Genomic DNA, 15,352 nt, shown 5'->3' with positions numbered 1-15,352 from the left:
CAATCGAGATTTGTTTTTCTTGCTTATAAGATTTTGTAAACTTGTATATTTTATATATATAAGTTGGTCGAAAAGGATGAGAAGATGAGCAGGCCTGTCAAGAAGGTTCCGATGTACAAACAGATCCAGCAATACGTGCTGGACGAAATGAAAAAACAGAACTGGAAGGCCGATCACAAACTGCCTTCGGAAAGCGAGCTGTCCGCATTATTTCGGGTCAGCCGGCTGACGGTCAAAAATGCGCTGGATGACTTTATCGAGCAAGGATTCATTTATCGGATCCAGGGCAAAGGGTCGTATATTTCCCCCCATTATGCCGGAGAGTCTTTCGTATTCCGCGACGTCTCCGGCCAAGAGCGGCATGAACGGCCGAAACTGGTCGCCTGTCTGTTGCCCACGGCCTTCTCCACCCGCATGCTGAATCTGCTCAATGGAATCGAGGAGGAGCTTGCGCGGCTGGGCTTCCGGCTGCTGTTCTGCAAAACGAACGGCTCTCGCGATATGGAGAAGAAGGTGATCGAGGAGGTCCTAAAGCTTCAAGTGGCGGGGGTTATCATTTACCCTGTGGAGGGAGACGCCTACAGCGAAGAAGTGCTTCGGCTTACGTTGGATCATTTCCCTTTGGTTGTGATCGATCGGTATTTGCGAGGGTTGGACCTGAACTGTGTCGTTTCGGACAATTTTCTGGGAGCGAGAAGCGCCGTCGAGCATTTGATCCAATTGGGTCATTCTTGCATCGGCTTTCTCTCTCCCCCGCATAGGGGAGTCAGCAGCATCGAAGATCGGCTGGCCGGTTATGAATCCGCTTTGGCCGATCACGGCGTTCCGGTCGAGCATCGGCTTCGGGACAGCCATCTGGTTATGGGGGATGTGAACTGCATCATGCATACCGGCCGCTGCGACGACGAAGTGAAAAAAGGGCTTCAGACATTTTTGAAGAAAAACTCGGATATGACCGCCATATTTGCCGTCAACACGGGTATCGGCTTGAATGTCATACAAGTGGCGGAAGAGATGGGCCTGCGTATACCGGAGCAGCTGTCCGTCGTGTTTTTCGACGACTATGAGTTGTCCGGCTTCTCCAGAATTCCGCCAACATGCGTCGTCCAACACGAATACGAGCTTGGGAAAATAGCGGCGGGCCTGATCGTTTCGGTGATCGAGGATCCGATGCAGGAGCGTCGAAAAATGGAAGTGCCGACCGAGCTTATCGTACGCCAATCTACCGCGCCTCGCAGTAGGCAAATATCAAAGTAAGCATAGAACATGGGGGTATGCCGACATGTTGAAGATTGTTTTGATAGGGGACTTGCATTATTTCGCCTCCACGGACGATAACGCGCCGCTCCTTAATGACAGGGACTCTTTTTTCGATAATTATGTGCGGACGATACTGGACAACGGGGCCGACCTTTACATATCGATCGGAGATTTAACCCATATGGGACTTGCCGAAGAATTCGAGAGCCTCCAGCAGTACTTCGACGACGCGGGCGCAACATTCCGCAGCGTTCTCGGAAATCACGATGTCCTCTCGATGCCCAAAAGCGAGCTATTGACCGTAACAGGCCAACCGAGGTACGGGGCTATGGAAACCGACGAAGCGCTTCTCGTTTTTTTGGATACGACCAAAGAAGCGGAATTGCACGGTTGGGGGCTGGATGCCGAGCAGTGGGACTGGCTTCGTGAACAAATACCCCGTTCGATGGACAAGCCGATCCTCGTCTTCGGTCACCATCCGGTACCCGAAACGACCTCCGGCTCGCCTGGCGGGGAGCGACCATTCATGCCGTATCAGGATATGCGTCCGCTTCTGAGGGAGCGCGGCGGTCCCGGGTTTTATTTTAATGGCCATACCCATACGCATTCGGTTGTCCATCAAGGACAGTGGCGGTTTATCCAGACGGCCGCGGCCTTTTGCCGTCCGTGCTTTCGCTTGATCGAGCTGGACGGGCATCAGGTTCGTATTCGGACAATCGATGCGGGTGGCGATTCGCTGCTCCGAAGCGCCAAAGCGCTGCACGATCGACTGAAAGGTTTCCATCGTCCGGGCGGGGAGATTGACGAACAAACGGATCTGGAAATCGACATCCGTGAGGAATTCGATTAGGGCCGATAAGAATGCCGGCTCTGAAAAGGCCGGCTAACATGCCTTTCTAGCTTTCTAGCGGCAGTCGCGCAGCACAACGGATACCGAAACGATTTTATGCAAGTTATCCCGAAAAGTATGGATTATTCAAAAATAACCGCCCTTCTTGGAAGGCGGTTATTTTTAAATAATAATCATATAAGAATTAACACAATCTTAAAATAATACTCGATTAGATTTAATATACAGTGATCATAATGGCCGTATATCTAATTGAGAGGAGATCTGCTTGAAGTGCACAGAACATCAGCGTCAAAACTAATTTCGGCAATTTTAGCAGTGCTTTTAGTTATTTCTGGACTTGCAGCACCTATGACAGCAAGTGCGGCAGCACCTGCGGCCATTCCGTCACAAATTGCAATGAGTATAGCCGGGGGGGCAGAAGCAGGCAAATCGGCGATGAGTTTTAATTGGGTAACGGATCCGACGGTGAATAATTCAGAAATTATTTATGGCACATCATCCGACCTGGTTGGTGGTGTAATAAAAAGCGCAACAATGAGCTCTCCAGTGGCCACAGATATTTTTCCTGAGAATAGGCGGACTGGCTTTAAAGCTATCCATTCCTTTAATGTTATTGTTCAGGATCTTACTCCTGGAACAAAGTATTATTATAAAGTTGGCAACGCAAGTAGCGGATATAGTGCTACCGCCAGCTTTACGTCTCCTGTCGATTCTAACGGCAAGAAACCGTTTTCTTTTGTTATCACCCCTGATACACAGGGGACATCCGTAAGCGCGTTTGACAATACAGCTAAGTTATACGACTATATTAAGGCAAATGAACCGGATGCTGCGTTTCTTCTTCATATGGGCGATGTGGTAGAGGATGGGCATGTTTCTGACCAATGGCAGTATTTCTTTGATGCAGCCCAAAACCTTTTAGATACGCTGCCAATCATGGCAACCCCGGGTAACCATGACGGTGCATCCTATGACAGAGATTTTGTACAGTATAAAGCAAGATTTAACCATACATCTTTGCGGAAACCAAGCGGACTGTCTTCAGCTGCAGATGGAACAGTATATTCCTTTGAATATGGAGACGCCTTGTTTATTTCTCTTAATTCTTTTGCTTCTTCCGCTGACAACGCCATTCAATGGGGATTTTTGGCGGATGAGGCTGCGAAAACCACTAAGAAATGGAAAATCGCATATCTTCATGTTCCACCCTATGACCCGGGTTCAAGTCACTATCAAATCGACAATGTAACAGGTAAAAAACTTACCGATGCAGGCGTGGATTTGGTATTCAACGGTCATGAGCATGCCTATGCTAGAACCACTTTAAAGACAACTTCTACTGCGCCAGGTACAGGAAGCTTTGAAAAAGCAAAATTCGGCGAAGCACCTACCTATGTCATAGGCGGATCGGTTTACAATTATGGTTACAGTCTGGACACCAGCCGTGACACTTCCTGGAATGACTATTTTTATGACCTTCGCATAAACAAAACCGGCACGGGCGGCGGGGCCATCTACTCACCAGGCGTGTACAGCAAGGTGGAGGTTACTAGCAATGCGATAATCTATAAAGCGTACTATAAAGCTACAGGCTCTGAAAATCCTTTCCGTGTCATCGATGAATTCACCATTACCAAATCAGGGAATAAGATCACCCAACCGACAGGCGGAGGCAAAGCGCCTACCTCCGTAACCTACTTGTTCGACTCCTTTAAACAAGAGTCAGGCAAGTATATCGCACGATTTAACTGGGTAACGCCAGTAACAACTAAGACAACGCAACTGTATTATGCCAAAAAATCGGACTTTGAAAGCAATGGCGGAAAGTTTACCAATGTTGCTGTAGGAACCAATAACGCGGTAGACCTTTCAAGCGCCATCTCAAAAGCTAACTATAATAGTGCAGGGACTGCGTACTCTGTTGCGCCGGTACAAAGCCATAAGGCGGAAACGGCCGCACTGGAGCCTGGCACGGAATATGTATATTCCGTCGGTGACGGTTCGACGAATGTTACAAGCGTAGAATCGCCGGTCGGCTTTACAACTCCTGCCAGCAATCTCGATACATTTAATTTTAACTGGGTTACTGACGTTCATGCAGCAAGTAACAATAAAGTCAATCACAACAACAAAGCTCTCAACCAAGCATTTACTGATTTCCCGAATGCTGCGTTTATTCTGAGCTCGGGCGACCAGGTTACTTATGGGTTCGACACCTCGGAATGGGACGGTTTTTTTGAGTCAAACGCCGATACGTTCGCGCGTGTTCCGCTGTATATGGGGACAGGAAATCATGAGTACGACGGTGCGGGCAATAGCTGGGCGCCGAACAACAGCTGGAACCCGGTGGACCCCACGTTGCAAAACCTGCTGGGACGCTACAATCCGCCTAAAAACGGCGCGTCATATTACGGCGGAGGCGACGGTACTCAAAGAATGGTAGCGGGTATGGACAAGATGCAGTTTGAGTCTAGCAACTACTACTTTGTTTATGGCGATACCCTTTTCTTAATGATGGATTACCAGGACCAGAACAACGCCGCGCAAATCAAAGCGCAGCAGGATTGGATGAAGTCGGTCGTTAAACAAAACCCGACCAAATGGCGTGTTGCGGTCATACACAAATCTCTTTTCGGATACCGTATGGCAAACCCTGTCGCATCCTGGACAAGCGCTTTTGATGAAGCGGGAGTCGATGTGGTGCTTATGGGACACGACCACCTCTATGTCCGCACGAAGCTGTATGCCAATGGCGCAATCATTGAGCCACAGACTTACGGCAACGGAACAACCTATATCACAAGCTATTCCGGAAATAACGACAGACGCGGAACCTATTACACAAAAGACCCTGCAAACGTTGCGTATGTGGATGTAAGAGCAATAGGACCAGGATTCTCGAATATTTCAATTTCACCAAGCGAAATCAGAGTGACGAGCAAGGGATATGATTCCAATGGAACTCTGGTAACCGGGGATAGCAACGCACTTGTTACAAACAAACCGCGTACTCCCGATTTGTCGGCATGGAGTTATCCTCAGGTCCCGCAGGACGTCAACGAGTTGACGATAACGAATGTTGCGGTTACAGGGATTGCTAAAGAAGGACAAACCCTGAATGCATCCGTTACTCCATCAAGCGCTACCGCTACTTTCAGATGGGAACGCTCAACAGACGGCACGACGTGGACAGCCATCGCAGGAGAAGCTTCATCGAATTATTCGATCAAAACGGCGGATGTAGGTTTGTATTTGCGCTCCGTCGCCACGGGAACAGGGTTTTATAACGGAGTCGCAACAAGCTTGGCCACGGCTAAAGTCACACCTCTTGCCGGCAGCGGGACAACAGCTGTAAAAATAGGAACAGCAAGCGAGTTGGTCGCATTTTCATTAGGTTTTGGCACACCCGCCTATCCGATCGACGGAAAATACGAGTTATCGGCGGATATCGATATGAAAGACGTGTCATTTTCCGCAATCGGTGGCGGCGCCACTCCAACTCCATTTCTAGGCACATTCAACGGAAAAGGTTATAAGATACGAAATCTAAACATATTGAGCGGCAACAATAACACTGGCTTATTTGCTTATATAGGTGCAGGCGGCAGAGTGGCCAATGTAAAATTGGTGAATGTAGATATTACCGGCGTCAATAGCACGGGTTCCATTGCGGGAACTTCTATCGGCACGATTGAAAACAGCTATGTGGATGGAAAAGTAACCGGTGCCGGCTATACGGGCGGTATTGTAGGTTTGCTCCATGCGGGCACTGTGCAAAATTCCTCCGTAACCGCAGAAGTTTATGGAAATACGGTTGGCGGCTTGATCGGAGGTACAAATTGGAACGGTTCAGGTTCGCCGCTTACCCAAAGAGATACGACAACCGGAAAAGTTATTCTTAATAACTATGTGAAGGGTACGGTCACAGGGCTTGTCGGAGGTCAATATTTCGGTGCTGTTGTAGGTGATATGGGCGGTTCTTCAGGCAGTCTGCTCCAAACCTTTACTGGCAATTCGGTGTCCAATGCAGTATACGAGGCTGCACCTGGTAAAATAGCAGGCTATTGGTCCGGCAGCAGGCCAATCATCGACCCGAATCAAGTCAACTACTATGACAGTGTCAAGTTAAGCACAAGTGGGCTGCCTACAGGAATCACCGCAGCTTTTGTAGGAAAGACGGCTTCTGAACTTGCGCAAAAAACAGCTTTCGAGGCGTTGGGATGGGACTTTACCAAGGTTTGGGATTGGGATGCAACAAACAACGTACCCGTACCCCGAGCTATTGATGTTGGCGGGGGAACGGAAGATAACTTCGTGACCGTAATAGCAACGGCAAATACGGGCGGGACCATTTCTCCAAACGGTTATGTTTTGGTCGAGCGCGGACAAAGTCAGAAGTTCACCTTCACTCCAAACAAATATTTTGAAATCGACACCGTAAAAGTTGACGGAGTGGAAAACAAGGCGGCGGCAGCGGCAGGCGAATTTATTTTTGACAATGTTACCGCCGTACACTCGATTGACGTCACCTTCAAGCTGTCCGACGCTACTTCCGGCGTTGCTCCAAGCCTTGTCTCAACCAGTGCATATTACAACAGGGCTGTTGAAGCGCATATTTGGGTAACGGTAGACTTTGGCAGCGGCGCTTTGGGAATCCAACCGGAAAACTGGCGGAAAGCTGTAAACAGCGTGAAGATCATGAAGGACAATGCACTGGTTCTTGATGCCGCCGGCGGCTATTGGTTCCCAAGCACAGGCTATGGCGCACCTCCGGAACGGCTTGAAATTGCATATGATGACATAAACAAGCTTCCCGAGTATGGTAATTTAGTTCCAGGGACATATGACCTTGTTATAACCTTTGCAGATTTGAACTCCACTGTATACACCATACCTTTGACAGTAGAAGACAGGAAAGTCTCTGCCCTGACTGTGGATGGAGGCACTATTACCGTAGATGGAATTGCGGTAAGCAGTCCTGCACAGGTTAAGCAAGACTCGCAGGTTACGGTAAAGGCTTCTGTTCCAAACGGACAACGCTTTGTAAAATGGACAGCGACAGGTCTAGCAAATGAAAGTTACACAGCAAATCCATTTGCATTTGCGATGCCGGCAAGCCAGGTTACATTGAAAGCCGGGTATGAAAACATGCCAAGCGGCGGCGACAGCGACAATGGTAGTGACGACGGAAGCAATAATAGTGAGGGTAACAACAATAGTAGCGGCGGTAGCAGCAATAACAGCGGGGGCAGCGGCAATAACAATGGAACCGTAACTCCAAAGCCGGAACCGTCCGAAACGGAAAATAACAGCATCACAGTTACAATGGAAGTTAAACAAACCGCTACAGGCAGCACAGCTTATGCCACCGTAACGGAAAAAGCAGTGGCAGATGCACTTGCATTCGCGGAAGCTGCAAGCGGCAAAGTGGAAATCAAGGTAGTAGCTCCGGCCGATGCAAAGGCAGTGGAATTGACTATTCCAAAACTTTCTATAGGAGCGGTAGCCGACGGCAAGACAGAATCACTTGCGATTTCAACACCTGTTGCAGCAATCACCTTCGACAGCAAGGCTCTACAAACAATTGCGGGAGCAGCCAAGGCGGATGTGAAAGTTTCTGCAAGTGTTGTAGATCCGGGGGCACTTTCCGTGCCTGCAGCTATCCTGGAAAAAGTTGCGGACAGACCGGTATATGATTTTACGGTAACTAGCGGCGATGACCAGCTGTCGAATTTCAATGGCGGTCATGCAACCGTTGAAGTTCCGTACAGTTTAAAAGCAGGAGAAGATGCAAACGCAATTGTCGTCTATTATTTGGACGATAACGGAAATCTTCAACAGGTACTGGCGAGATTTGATGCTGCAACTGGTACAGTCAAGATGACGCTTAGCCACTTCTCAAGGTATGTTATTGGCTACAATAAAGTAAAGTTTGCGGATGTCGAAAGCACAAAGTGGTATGCAGGGGCAGTGGACTTCGTTACAGCTCGCCAGCTCTTTAGCGGAGTAAGCGATGGCATATTTGCTCCGGATATGACAATGACAAGAGCCATGTTTGTATTGGTACTTGCGAATATGGAGGGAGCAGACCTTTCAAGCTACAAGACATCCGAATTTATCGATGTTGACATTCATGCTTGGTATGGCAAGGCAGCCGCTTGGGCAACAGATAAGAAAATTGTTTCAGGCGTAGGCAATGGAAGATTTGACCCTGATGCACAAATCACTCGTGAGCAAATGGCTCTAATGCTGAACAACTATATAAAGCATAAGGGCATTATACTGGCCAGCACGAGCCAGCCGGATTTTGCAGATGCAAGTACAGTGAGCAACTGGGCAAAAGATGCTGTGACACGGATCCAAAGCTACGGTATTATAAGCGGTGTAGGTGAAAACATATTTGCACCGAAGGCAAATGCCGATAGAGCAAGTGTCGCCACAATCTTCACAAACTTTATTAAAGCGTTCATTAAGTAAACTAACAAAGCCTCCCTTTGGTTACGGTCCAAAGGGAGCTTTTTATTTCACCTTCAAAATCCAATTATTTCAAAGAACGAAATCGCCATTGACTACGAGGTTGTTGAACGACGCAGAATGAAAAGAATAGAGTGGGCTTTTCCGAGTGAAGCATACCCAGGTTGATATATCGCTTTATTAATTCAATAAGGATAACGCTGTGAAATCGGAATTATCATTAGAAACTATTTTGATGCAAATCGACGTGCAATCGCCATGCACAGTACGACACCTTTACTCTTCTTAGTTTAATTGTGACAGGCTGAACCTTATCATAAATTTTTGGATGAAAAGAGCGTAGAGGGCCAGTGAATTAGTTTGTGAAATGACCCTATAAGATCAACTTCGCAAGACGATGAATCCCCTGCTCAATCGATGCTTCATCTACTTTTGCAAACCCCAACACCCATCCCTTTCGTTTGCTTTCCAAACAATAGGGTCCAAGAGGATATACACGCATTCCCTTTTGAAGAGCTAACTTTGCCACGGTTTCTTCGTCGTATGACTCTTCAGCTTCAAGTAACATATGCAATCCCGTTTCTACTCCACTTAGTGTGAAACGCTCCCCTAAGCCGCTAGCCATAATAGCCTTTGTCATGGCTTCGTGCCTTCGTCGGTACACATTTCTGACTCTTCTCATATGGCGCATAAAATGCCCATTCTTGATGAAGTGGGTTAGTGTCAGCTGATCCATAATCGGCAGATGACGGTAAGTCAGCTCCTGGACCCTGGCTAGTTGAGCAATTGCCTCTACAGAGCCAACGATAGCCGAAATACGAATGCCTGGAGCAATCATTTTAGAAAAACTCATGAGGTACAAGGTATTTTTAGATGCCTGGCTAAACAGAGTTGGAAGCGGCTCCCCACGATATCGAAATTCACTATCATAATCGTCCTCAATGATCCAAAATTGTTCTTGAGCGGCCTTATGCAGCAATTGTTGCCTACGCGGCTCCGACATAACGACCCCGACCGCGCACTGGTGCGAAGGGGTCACGAAGATCAGATTGGATTGTGGGTGAATACGCTCAACCACAAGACCATATTCATCAACGGGAACAGGCAACACATTCATACGCCTATATTTCATCGCCATCCAGGCAGCTGGGAAACCGGGATCTTCTACAGAGACAGTGTCCCCATCTGATAGAAGCGATTGTGCGATTAAGTCAATGCTATGCTGAGCTCCTGAGGTCAACAGAATCTGATTGGTTTGGATATGGATTCCTCGTTCAAGTGATAAATAACGCTGAATTTGCTCGCGTAATGGTGTGAATCCATAGGGATTACCGTAAGCCCAGCTTGATAAATCCATTGCAGCGGATGCGTGGAGAAGCGATTGTCGCCAGTTCTTTTGAAATTGTCCATCCAAATAAGGTTCATGGGGACTAAAATCAATATCCACTTCTCCATGTTCTTTGCCTCTGAACCAGTCATGTAATTGATCGACCGCCGAGTTCAACAAGGGAAGTGAGGGGGGGATGGGGCCGTATTCTATTATTTCCTTCGTAGACTCAGTGACTTGATTCCATTTACTAACTCGCGTTCCTCCTCGGCGAGATGTAACCGTATAGCCTCGACTTAGCAATTCCTCGTAGACGATCTGTATAGTTGAGCGAGAGACACCTACCAAGTGAGCGAGTTCGCGGGAAGGAATCAACAATTCTCCTGGGGCCCAGATTCCGCTTGTAATATTATGAATCGCTTGATCAAGCAATTGCTGCCAGATCGGTCTCTTATCAGTACGAATTACTTTCATCATCGTGCACACCTCCAAATAGAGAAGCTCCAATCATTATAATATTAATTATGGATTGCATATAACCGTGATGTTTGGATGTGTAAACACAATCCATTCACTGCTATATTATCGTAATAACACTGGTATTTGCAATCTGGTCGTTGCTGCACTCAAGAAGAGTATCGGAGTTAGGACAATTGGAGTGGAATGAATATCATATCTTATGAATGAAGGAGAGATTTTGAAATGGATTCGGTTCGTTACAAGATCAGGGAATGCCAGGATCAAGAGAAAATTGAAAATTTCCTTCACCAAGCGAGAATTGGGTATCTTGGGTTGGTTGATGGGAACCTGCCCTATGTTGTACCGCTTAATTATGTATGGACTGAGGGGAAGCTCTATTTTCACGGAGCTGGAGATGGAAGACGTAATCAGGTCATGAGTGCAAATCCAGAGGTATGCTTTACGGTATGTGAGGAATACGGAACCATTACGGATCCGGTACCTGCGAAAACGGATACGGCTTATATGAGCGTAATGATATTTGGACAAGCAGAGCCGATCAAAGATTTGGAAGAAGCCACCCGTGTACTTCAGGAAATGATCAATAAGTATGTACCCGGCTATTATAACCGCTCCTTGCCCAAGCAGCATGTGGAAAAGTATAGGTCGGCTGTATTCGGCGGGCCGGTTCAAGTTTGCCGGATAATCCCGCAGCATGTGACGGCAAAAGAAAGTCCTGTTGAAGCAGAAAAAATGTATAGAACGGTCATGAATGTCGGACGAGAGATTTAACGACAAAGTACTATTACGACTTGCGCTAGGCCGATCCCTCTCTTCGGCAGCACACATCGTCTCTGCTTGCCTAGCCATGCCGAATGAGTCGTCAACGTTTGTTCAAAAAGCGCCATTATTAGGCTGTCGACACGATCGGCAGCCTTTCGCTCACTTAATGGGCAGATTCGTTCATCCATCCGGAAATACTGGAAACGGTATGTATTTCCGCTATTACTGTTTCGCGCTTTCCTCCCCGATTATCGCCCCTTTCTGCGCGGCGCACGATCAGGTAGCAGACTTACAGCAGGTGAAGGTGCCACGCATCGGAGGACGTTCCCGGCTCCGATATTTTGCTGCGCCACCAGGAAAGCGCCGTCTCCACGCTGTTTGGACCAGGCGCGTCCAATGCCGACAGCAGCTTATTTTGGGCGGATTCGTCAAAGTTGGACAGCGTGCCGGAAAGGGAGGGCTGTTGGCGCGGCTGCTTGTCGCCGCCGCTTCGGAGTCCGGCAGGAGGCGTCCGATTGGCGGCAATACCAGGCGCATTCGAAACTTTCAGCAGCAACTCGATCCGAGCGATGTCCTCCTCTTCACGCGCTTCCTCCAGAAGAAGCCGCACGGTTCTGTTCAGACGGTCATAACGCCATACGCGATCCGTGCTAGATTTCGATCGCCGCGTCTGCCATCGGCGAATGTTAGTCCTTCCAGTCTATTGACAGGATGACTGTTTAAGATAAGTTTGAATGAAGAGCAGGCAGAGGCCGAACCATGCTAAATGGATAAGGGGGCATCATTTTGGCAGGCTACAGCTTTCAATTATTGGGCAGTTTGAGAATCGCCCTCGACGATGCGGCCGTCATGGAAATTCCCGGCAAAAAGGCAGTGCTGCTGTTGGCGTACTTGATCCTTACTTATGACATGCCGCAAAGCAGGAAGCGCATTGCGTTTGATTTTTGGCCGGATTCCACCGAGAAACAAGCCCTTTCCAACTTGCGGAAACTCATTCACGATCTCCGGGAATGCCTTCCTCAAATCGACCAATATATTACAGTTACAACCGCGTACATGCATTGGAAGCAGGAGCTGCCCTGCCGATCGGATGTGCGTGAATTTGAACAGGCGGCGCAAGGAAACACACTCTACGAGCTGCTCAAAGCAGAAGAGCTGTACCGGGGCGAGCTTCTGCCCGGATTTTACGAGGAATGGCTGAGTGAGAAGCGGGAATTGCTGGCGCAAACGTATTTGAACGTACTCGACAAGCTTGTTGCTATTTTGGAAAGTCAGCGGGAGTTCTCGTCGGCCCTGGTTTTCGCGAATAAACTGCTGATCCAAAACAAATTCAGGGAGGAAACGTACCGTACACTGATGCGGCTGAACGCCTTGAACAAGGATATGGCAGGTTTTGCGCAAGTGTATGAGCAGTTGAGCCGCGTTTTGAAAACCGAGCTGGGGATTGCTCCCGCGGAAGAGACCTTGCAGCTGTATAGAAAGCTGTTACAGAACGGTGGCGATTATCAGGCGGCAGCCGGGTGCAGCCAAACGCCGCTTATTGGCAGAATCGACGAATGGGGAAGCATACTGAGCGTTTGGCAGCAAGCCAAGGAGGGGGGGACCTCCATGCTGCTGCTGAAGGGAGAGACGGGGATCGGCAAAACTCGATTGGCTCTCGAATTTAAGGCATGGGTAGAGAGCCAAGGAATTCAAACCGCATTTGCCGGGTGCTACCCGACCGTACGTTCGCTGGCCTATACTCCCGTGACAGGCTGGCTCAGGAGCCTTCCGTTGCCCCGGATGAATCCGGTTTGGATGTCGGAACTGGCCCGCTTGCTGCCGGAGTTGTTCGAACGATTTCCGGACTTGCCGATGCCGACGCCGATTCGGGAAAGCTGGCAGCTGAACAAATGGTATGAAGCGATAGAACGGATGCTGCTTGCCGAACAACCGCTGCTGCTCTGCCTAGACGACATCCAATGGAGCGACAAGGAAACCTTGCAGTTTATTTCCTATCTTCTTCGCAGCGGCTCCAAAGCGAAACTGTTGGTGATCGCGACGATGAGGAACGACGAGTACGAGGATGATGCCGTCGGCCATTTTTTTAGCGGACTTCGGATCGAACGGAATATAACGGAAATCGAGCTTGCTCCGTTGAACGAGGATGATACGAAACGGCTGATGGCCGCTATTGTCGGCATTCCGTTAGCGGACCTGAATTCGTCCGGTTTATACGCGGACACCGGAGGCAACCCTCTGTTCATTGTGGAAACGATGAGGGAATGGCAAACGGGCAGGAGCAAGAGCAGCTATCGTCTTTCGCCTTTGGTGAAATCCGTCGTCGAAGCTCGGTTAAGCCGGGTTTCGCCCGATAGCATGCAGCTTATTTCGGTCGCGGCCGCGGCCGGAAGACCCGTATCGGCGGAGCTTATGGCGCTTGTAATGGAAATGAAAGAGGAGATGGTCCTCGAACAAATGGAGCAGCTGGTGCAACTGAAGATTATGCAGGAATTTGGGGACAGGCAGTACGGTTTTACACATGATATCGTAAGGAGTGTCGCGTACAATCGGAAGAACGAGAGCAGACGAAGGCAGTATCACCTGCAAATCGCACATGGGCTGATCGCTTTCCATCACAGGCAGCTTGAGCCTGCCGCAGCGGAAATCGCCTATCATTTCGAGCTTGCCGGAATGGGCGTAGAGGCCGTTCCTTATTATGAGCTGGCCGCCTCTGTCGCCGAAAATATATACGCCAACGAAACGAGGATCAAATATTACCGGAAGCTTTGCCTCCTGCTTCCGTCCGAACAAATTTTGCCTTACCTGATGAAGCTCGGCGAAGCATGGATTATCGTCGGCAATTGGATCGAAGCGGAGAAGAGCTACAGGCAATGGCTGGAGCGTTCGGGAAACTCCGCAACGCTCCGGGAACGATCCCTCTGCGACGTGGCACTGGGCAATTGTTTGCGATTGCAGGGGAACTATGAGGAAGCGAATGTTTATTTGGAACGGGCACTGCGCTGCTTTGAGTTGACGGACGATCCTTCCGGACTGACTTTCGTTTATACAACGCTCGGAATTTTGCACTACTACATGGGAAACTACAACAACGTGCTATATTATTTGGACAGAAGGATGGAGCTGGCCGATGCTGAAAATCAAGGCCGCGAGGATTGTCGATTGTTCGGTATTATTGGCCATCTGTTTTATGACCAGTGCGAATACGACCAAGCGATTTTCTGGATCAAGAAGCAAATCTCGGTCGCAACGGAAAATAAGGACAAATATTCGATTGAGCAAGCGATGGGTTTGCTGGCAATGATCTATATGGACATGGACGAGATGGATCGGGCTTACGCCTTCATCGCGGACAAAATGGAAATCAGCAGCTCGATCGGGGACCGCATGGGCTTCGCCAACGCCAACGGGATGTTGGGCCGGTACTATTGGTATCTTGGACACTACGCGCAGGCGACGCCCTGCATCGTTTTTTGTCTCGAAGAAGCTGTGGCGATCCAGGATTGGCGAGTGGCGGCCATCATGCTCAGTTATGAAGGACGCTGCCTGCTGGCTCAACAGCGGCTGGAAGACGCCGATATCTTGCTCGGACGTTCGATTCGGCTGTTCAAGAAGCTGCGAACCCCCTACTTCGAATGCGAAGCCCTGTATTACGTGAGCTTACTGAGGCAGCGCCAGAATCGGTATGAAAGCGCTGCGGAGATAGCGGAAGAAGCTTTGCAAATCGCAAACCGGCTCAAACGGAAAGATATGGGGATCAACCTCCTTGTGTTGCTGGTGCATTTGAACACCGGTTTAGGACGGATCAGTCCCGGAGAAGCGATGAACCGGATGGAACGGATGAAGGGGCAATATCCCGATCCGCAAGAACAGGCATCCATTCGCTATGCGATGTGGAAGCTGAACCCCGGGTCGCAGGAACAACGAAGCGCTGCGCACTTGTTGAATGAAGAGCTTTACCGAAAGTCGGGCAAACAACTTTATTTCGAACGGTGCCGCGACCTAAACGTGATCTGCCCGGCAGCCGCGGCGCGTCCAATGCCGCCTCTTGCAGCCGATGCCGCTCAAGCCGAAAAAGTATCCCCCGAGATTTTGGATGAAATCGATCATTATTTGAAATGAATAACTGACTGGCGAAAGTGAAACTTTGTATGAACACAACTCCATATATATAAAAGAAGTCGGTCCGCAGGGAT

Annotated in this window: 7 protein-coding genes; 5 read left to right on the top strand and 2 right to left on the bottom strand. The window is 49.0% G+C overall.

The window, feature by feature from the left end; all coding sequences use genetic code 11:
• Positions 1 to 111: 111 nt before the first annotated feature.
• The 3 genes from FE784_RS25885 (at position 112) to FE784_RS25875 (ending at position 8,590) form a co-directional block, all read left to right on the top strand.
• On the top strand, positions 112 to 1,257 hold the full coding sequence (locus FE784_RS25885) for a substrate-binding domain-containing protein (RefSeq protein WP_176706517.1): 1,146 nt from the start codon (positions 112 to 114) through the stop codon (positions 1,255 to 1,257).
• 25 nt (positions 1,258 to 1,282) lie between these two features.
• On the top strand, positions 1,283 to 2,110 hold the full coding sequence (locus tag FE784_RS25880; protein WP_139605163.1) for a metallophosphoesterase family protein: 828 nt from the start codon (positions 1,283 to 1,285) through the stop codon (positions 2,108 to 2,110).
• Between the two features lie 273 nt (positions 2,111 to 2,383).
• Positions 2,384 to 8,590, top strand: coding sequence for a metallophosphoesterase (locus FE784_RS25875; protein WP_139605162.1), 6,207 nt, complete (start codon positions 2,384 to 2,386; stop codon positions 8,588 to 8,590).
• 370 nt (positions 8,591 to 8,960) lie between these two features.
• On the opposite strand, the gene pdxR is transcribed toward FE784_RS25875, so the two are convergent.
• On the bottom strand, positions 8,961 to 10,391 hold the full coding sequence (gene pdxR, locus FE784_RS25870) for a MocR-like pyridoxine biosynthesis transcription factor PdxR (protein ID WP_139605161.1): 1,431 nt from the start codon (positions 10,389 to 10,391) through the stop codon (positions 8,961 to 8,963).
• A gap of 225 nt (positions 10,392 to 10,616) precedes the next feature.
• Here pdxR and FE784_RS25865 point away from each other — a divergent pair, with 225 nt between their 5' ends.
• Positions 10,617 to 11,165, top strand: coding sequence for a pyridoxamine 5'-phosphate oxidase family protein (locus FE784_RS25865; protein ID WP_139605160.1), 549 nt, complete (start codon positions 10,617 to 10,619; stop codon positions 11,163 to 11,165).
• Positions 11,166 to 11,445: 280 nt separating this feature from the next.
• Here the strand turns inward: FE784_RS25865 and FE784_RS25860 are convergent, their stop codons facing one another.
• On the bottom strand, positions 11,446 to 11,766 hold the full coding sequence (locus FE784_RS25860; protein WP_139605159.1) for a hypothetical protein: 321 nt from the start codon (positions 11,764 to 11,766) through the stop codon (positions 11,446 to 11,448).
• 176 nt (positions 11,767 to 11,942) lie between these two features.
• On the opposite strand from FE784_RS25860, the gene FE784_RS25855 reads away from it, so the two are divergent.
• Positions 11,943 to 15,278, top strand: a complete 3,336-nt coding sequence (locus tag FE784_RS25855) for an ATP-binding protein (RefSeq protein ID WP_139605158.1) — start codon at positions 11,943 to 11,945, stop codon at positions 15,276 to 15,278.
• Positions 15,279 to 15,352: the final 74 nt, after the last annotated feature.

The organism is Paenibacillus hemerocallicola, from assembly GCF_006265175.1.
Lineage (GTDB): Bacteria > Bacillota > Bacilli > Paenibacillales > NBRC-103111 > Paenibacillus_AB > Paenibacillus_AB hemerocallicola.
The sequence above is the reverse complement of the archived record's forward strand: the minus strand, read 5'-3'. Positions and strand labels throughout refer to the sequence as shown.

Coding starts and splice junctions, on each gene's coding strand:
- FE784_RS25885 (WP_176706517.1), top strand. CDS start 112: ATGTACAAACAGATCCAGCAATACGTGCTGGACGAAATGAAAAAACAG.
- FE784_RS25880 (WP_139605163.1), top strand. CDS start 1,283: ATGTTGAAGATTGTTTTGATAGGGGACTTGCATTATTTCGCCTCCACG.
- pdxR (WP_139605161.1), bottom strand. CDS start 10,391: ATGATGAAAGTAATTCGTACTGATAAGAGACCGATCTGGCAGCAATTG.
- FE784_RS25865 (WP_139605160.1), top strand. CDS start 10,617: ATGGATTCGGTTCGTTACAAGATCAGGGAATGCCAGGATCAAGAGAAA.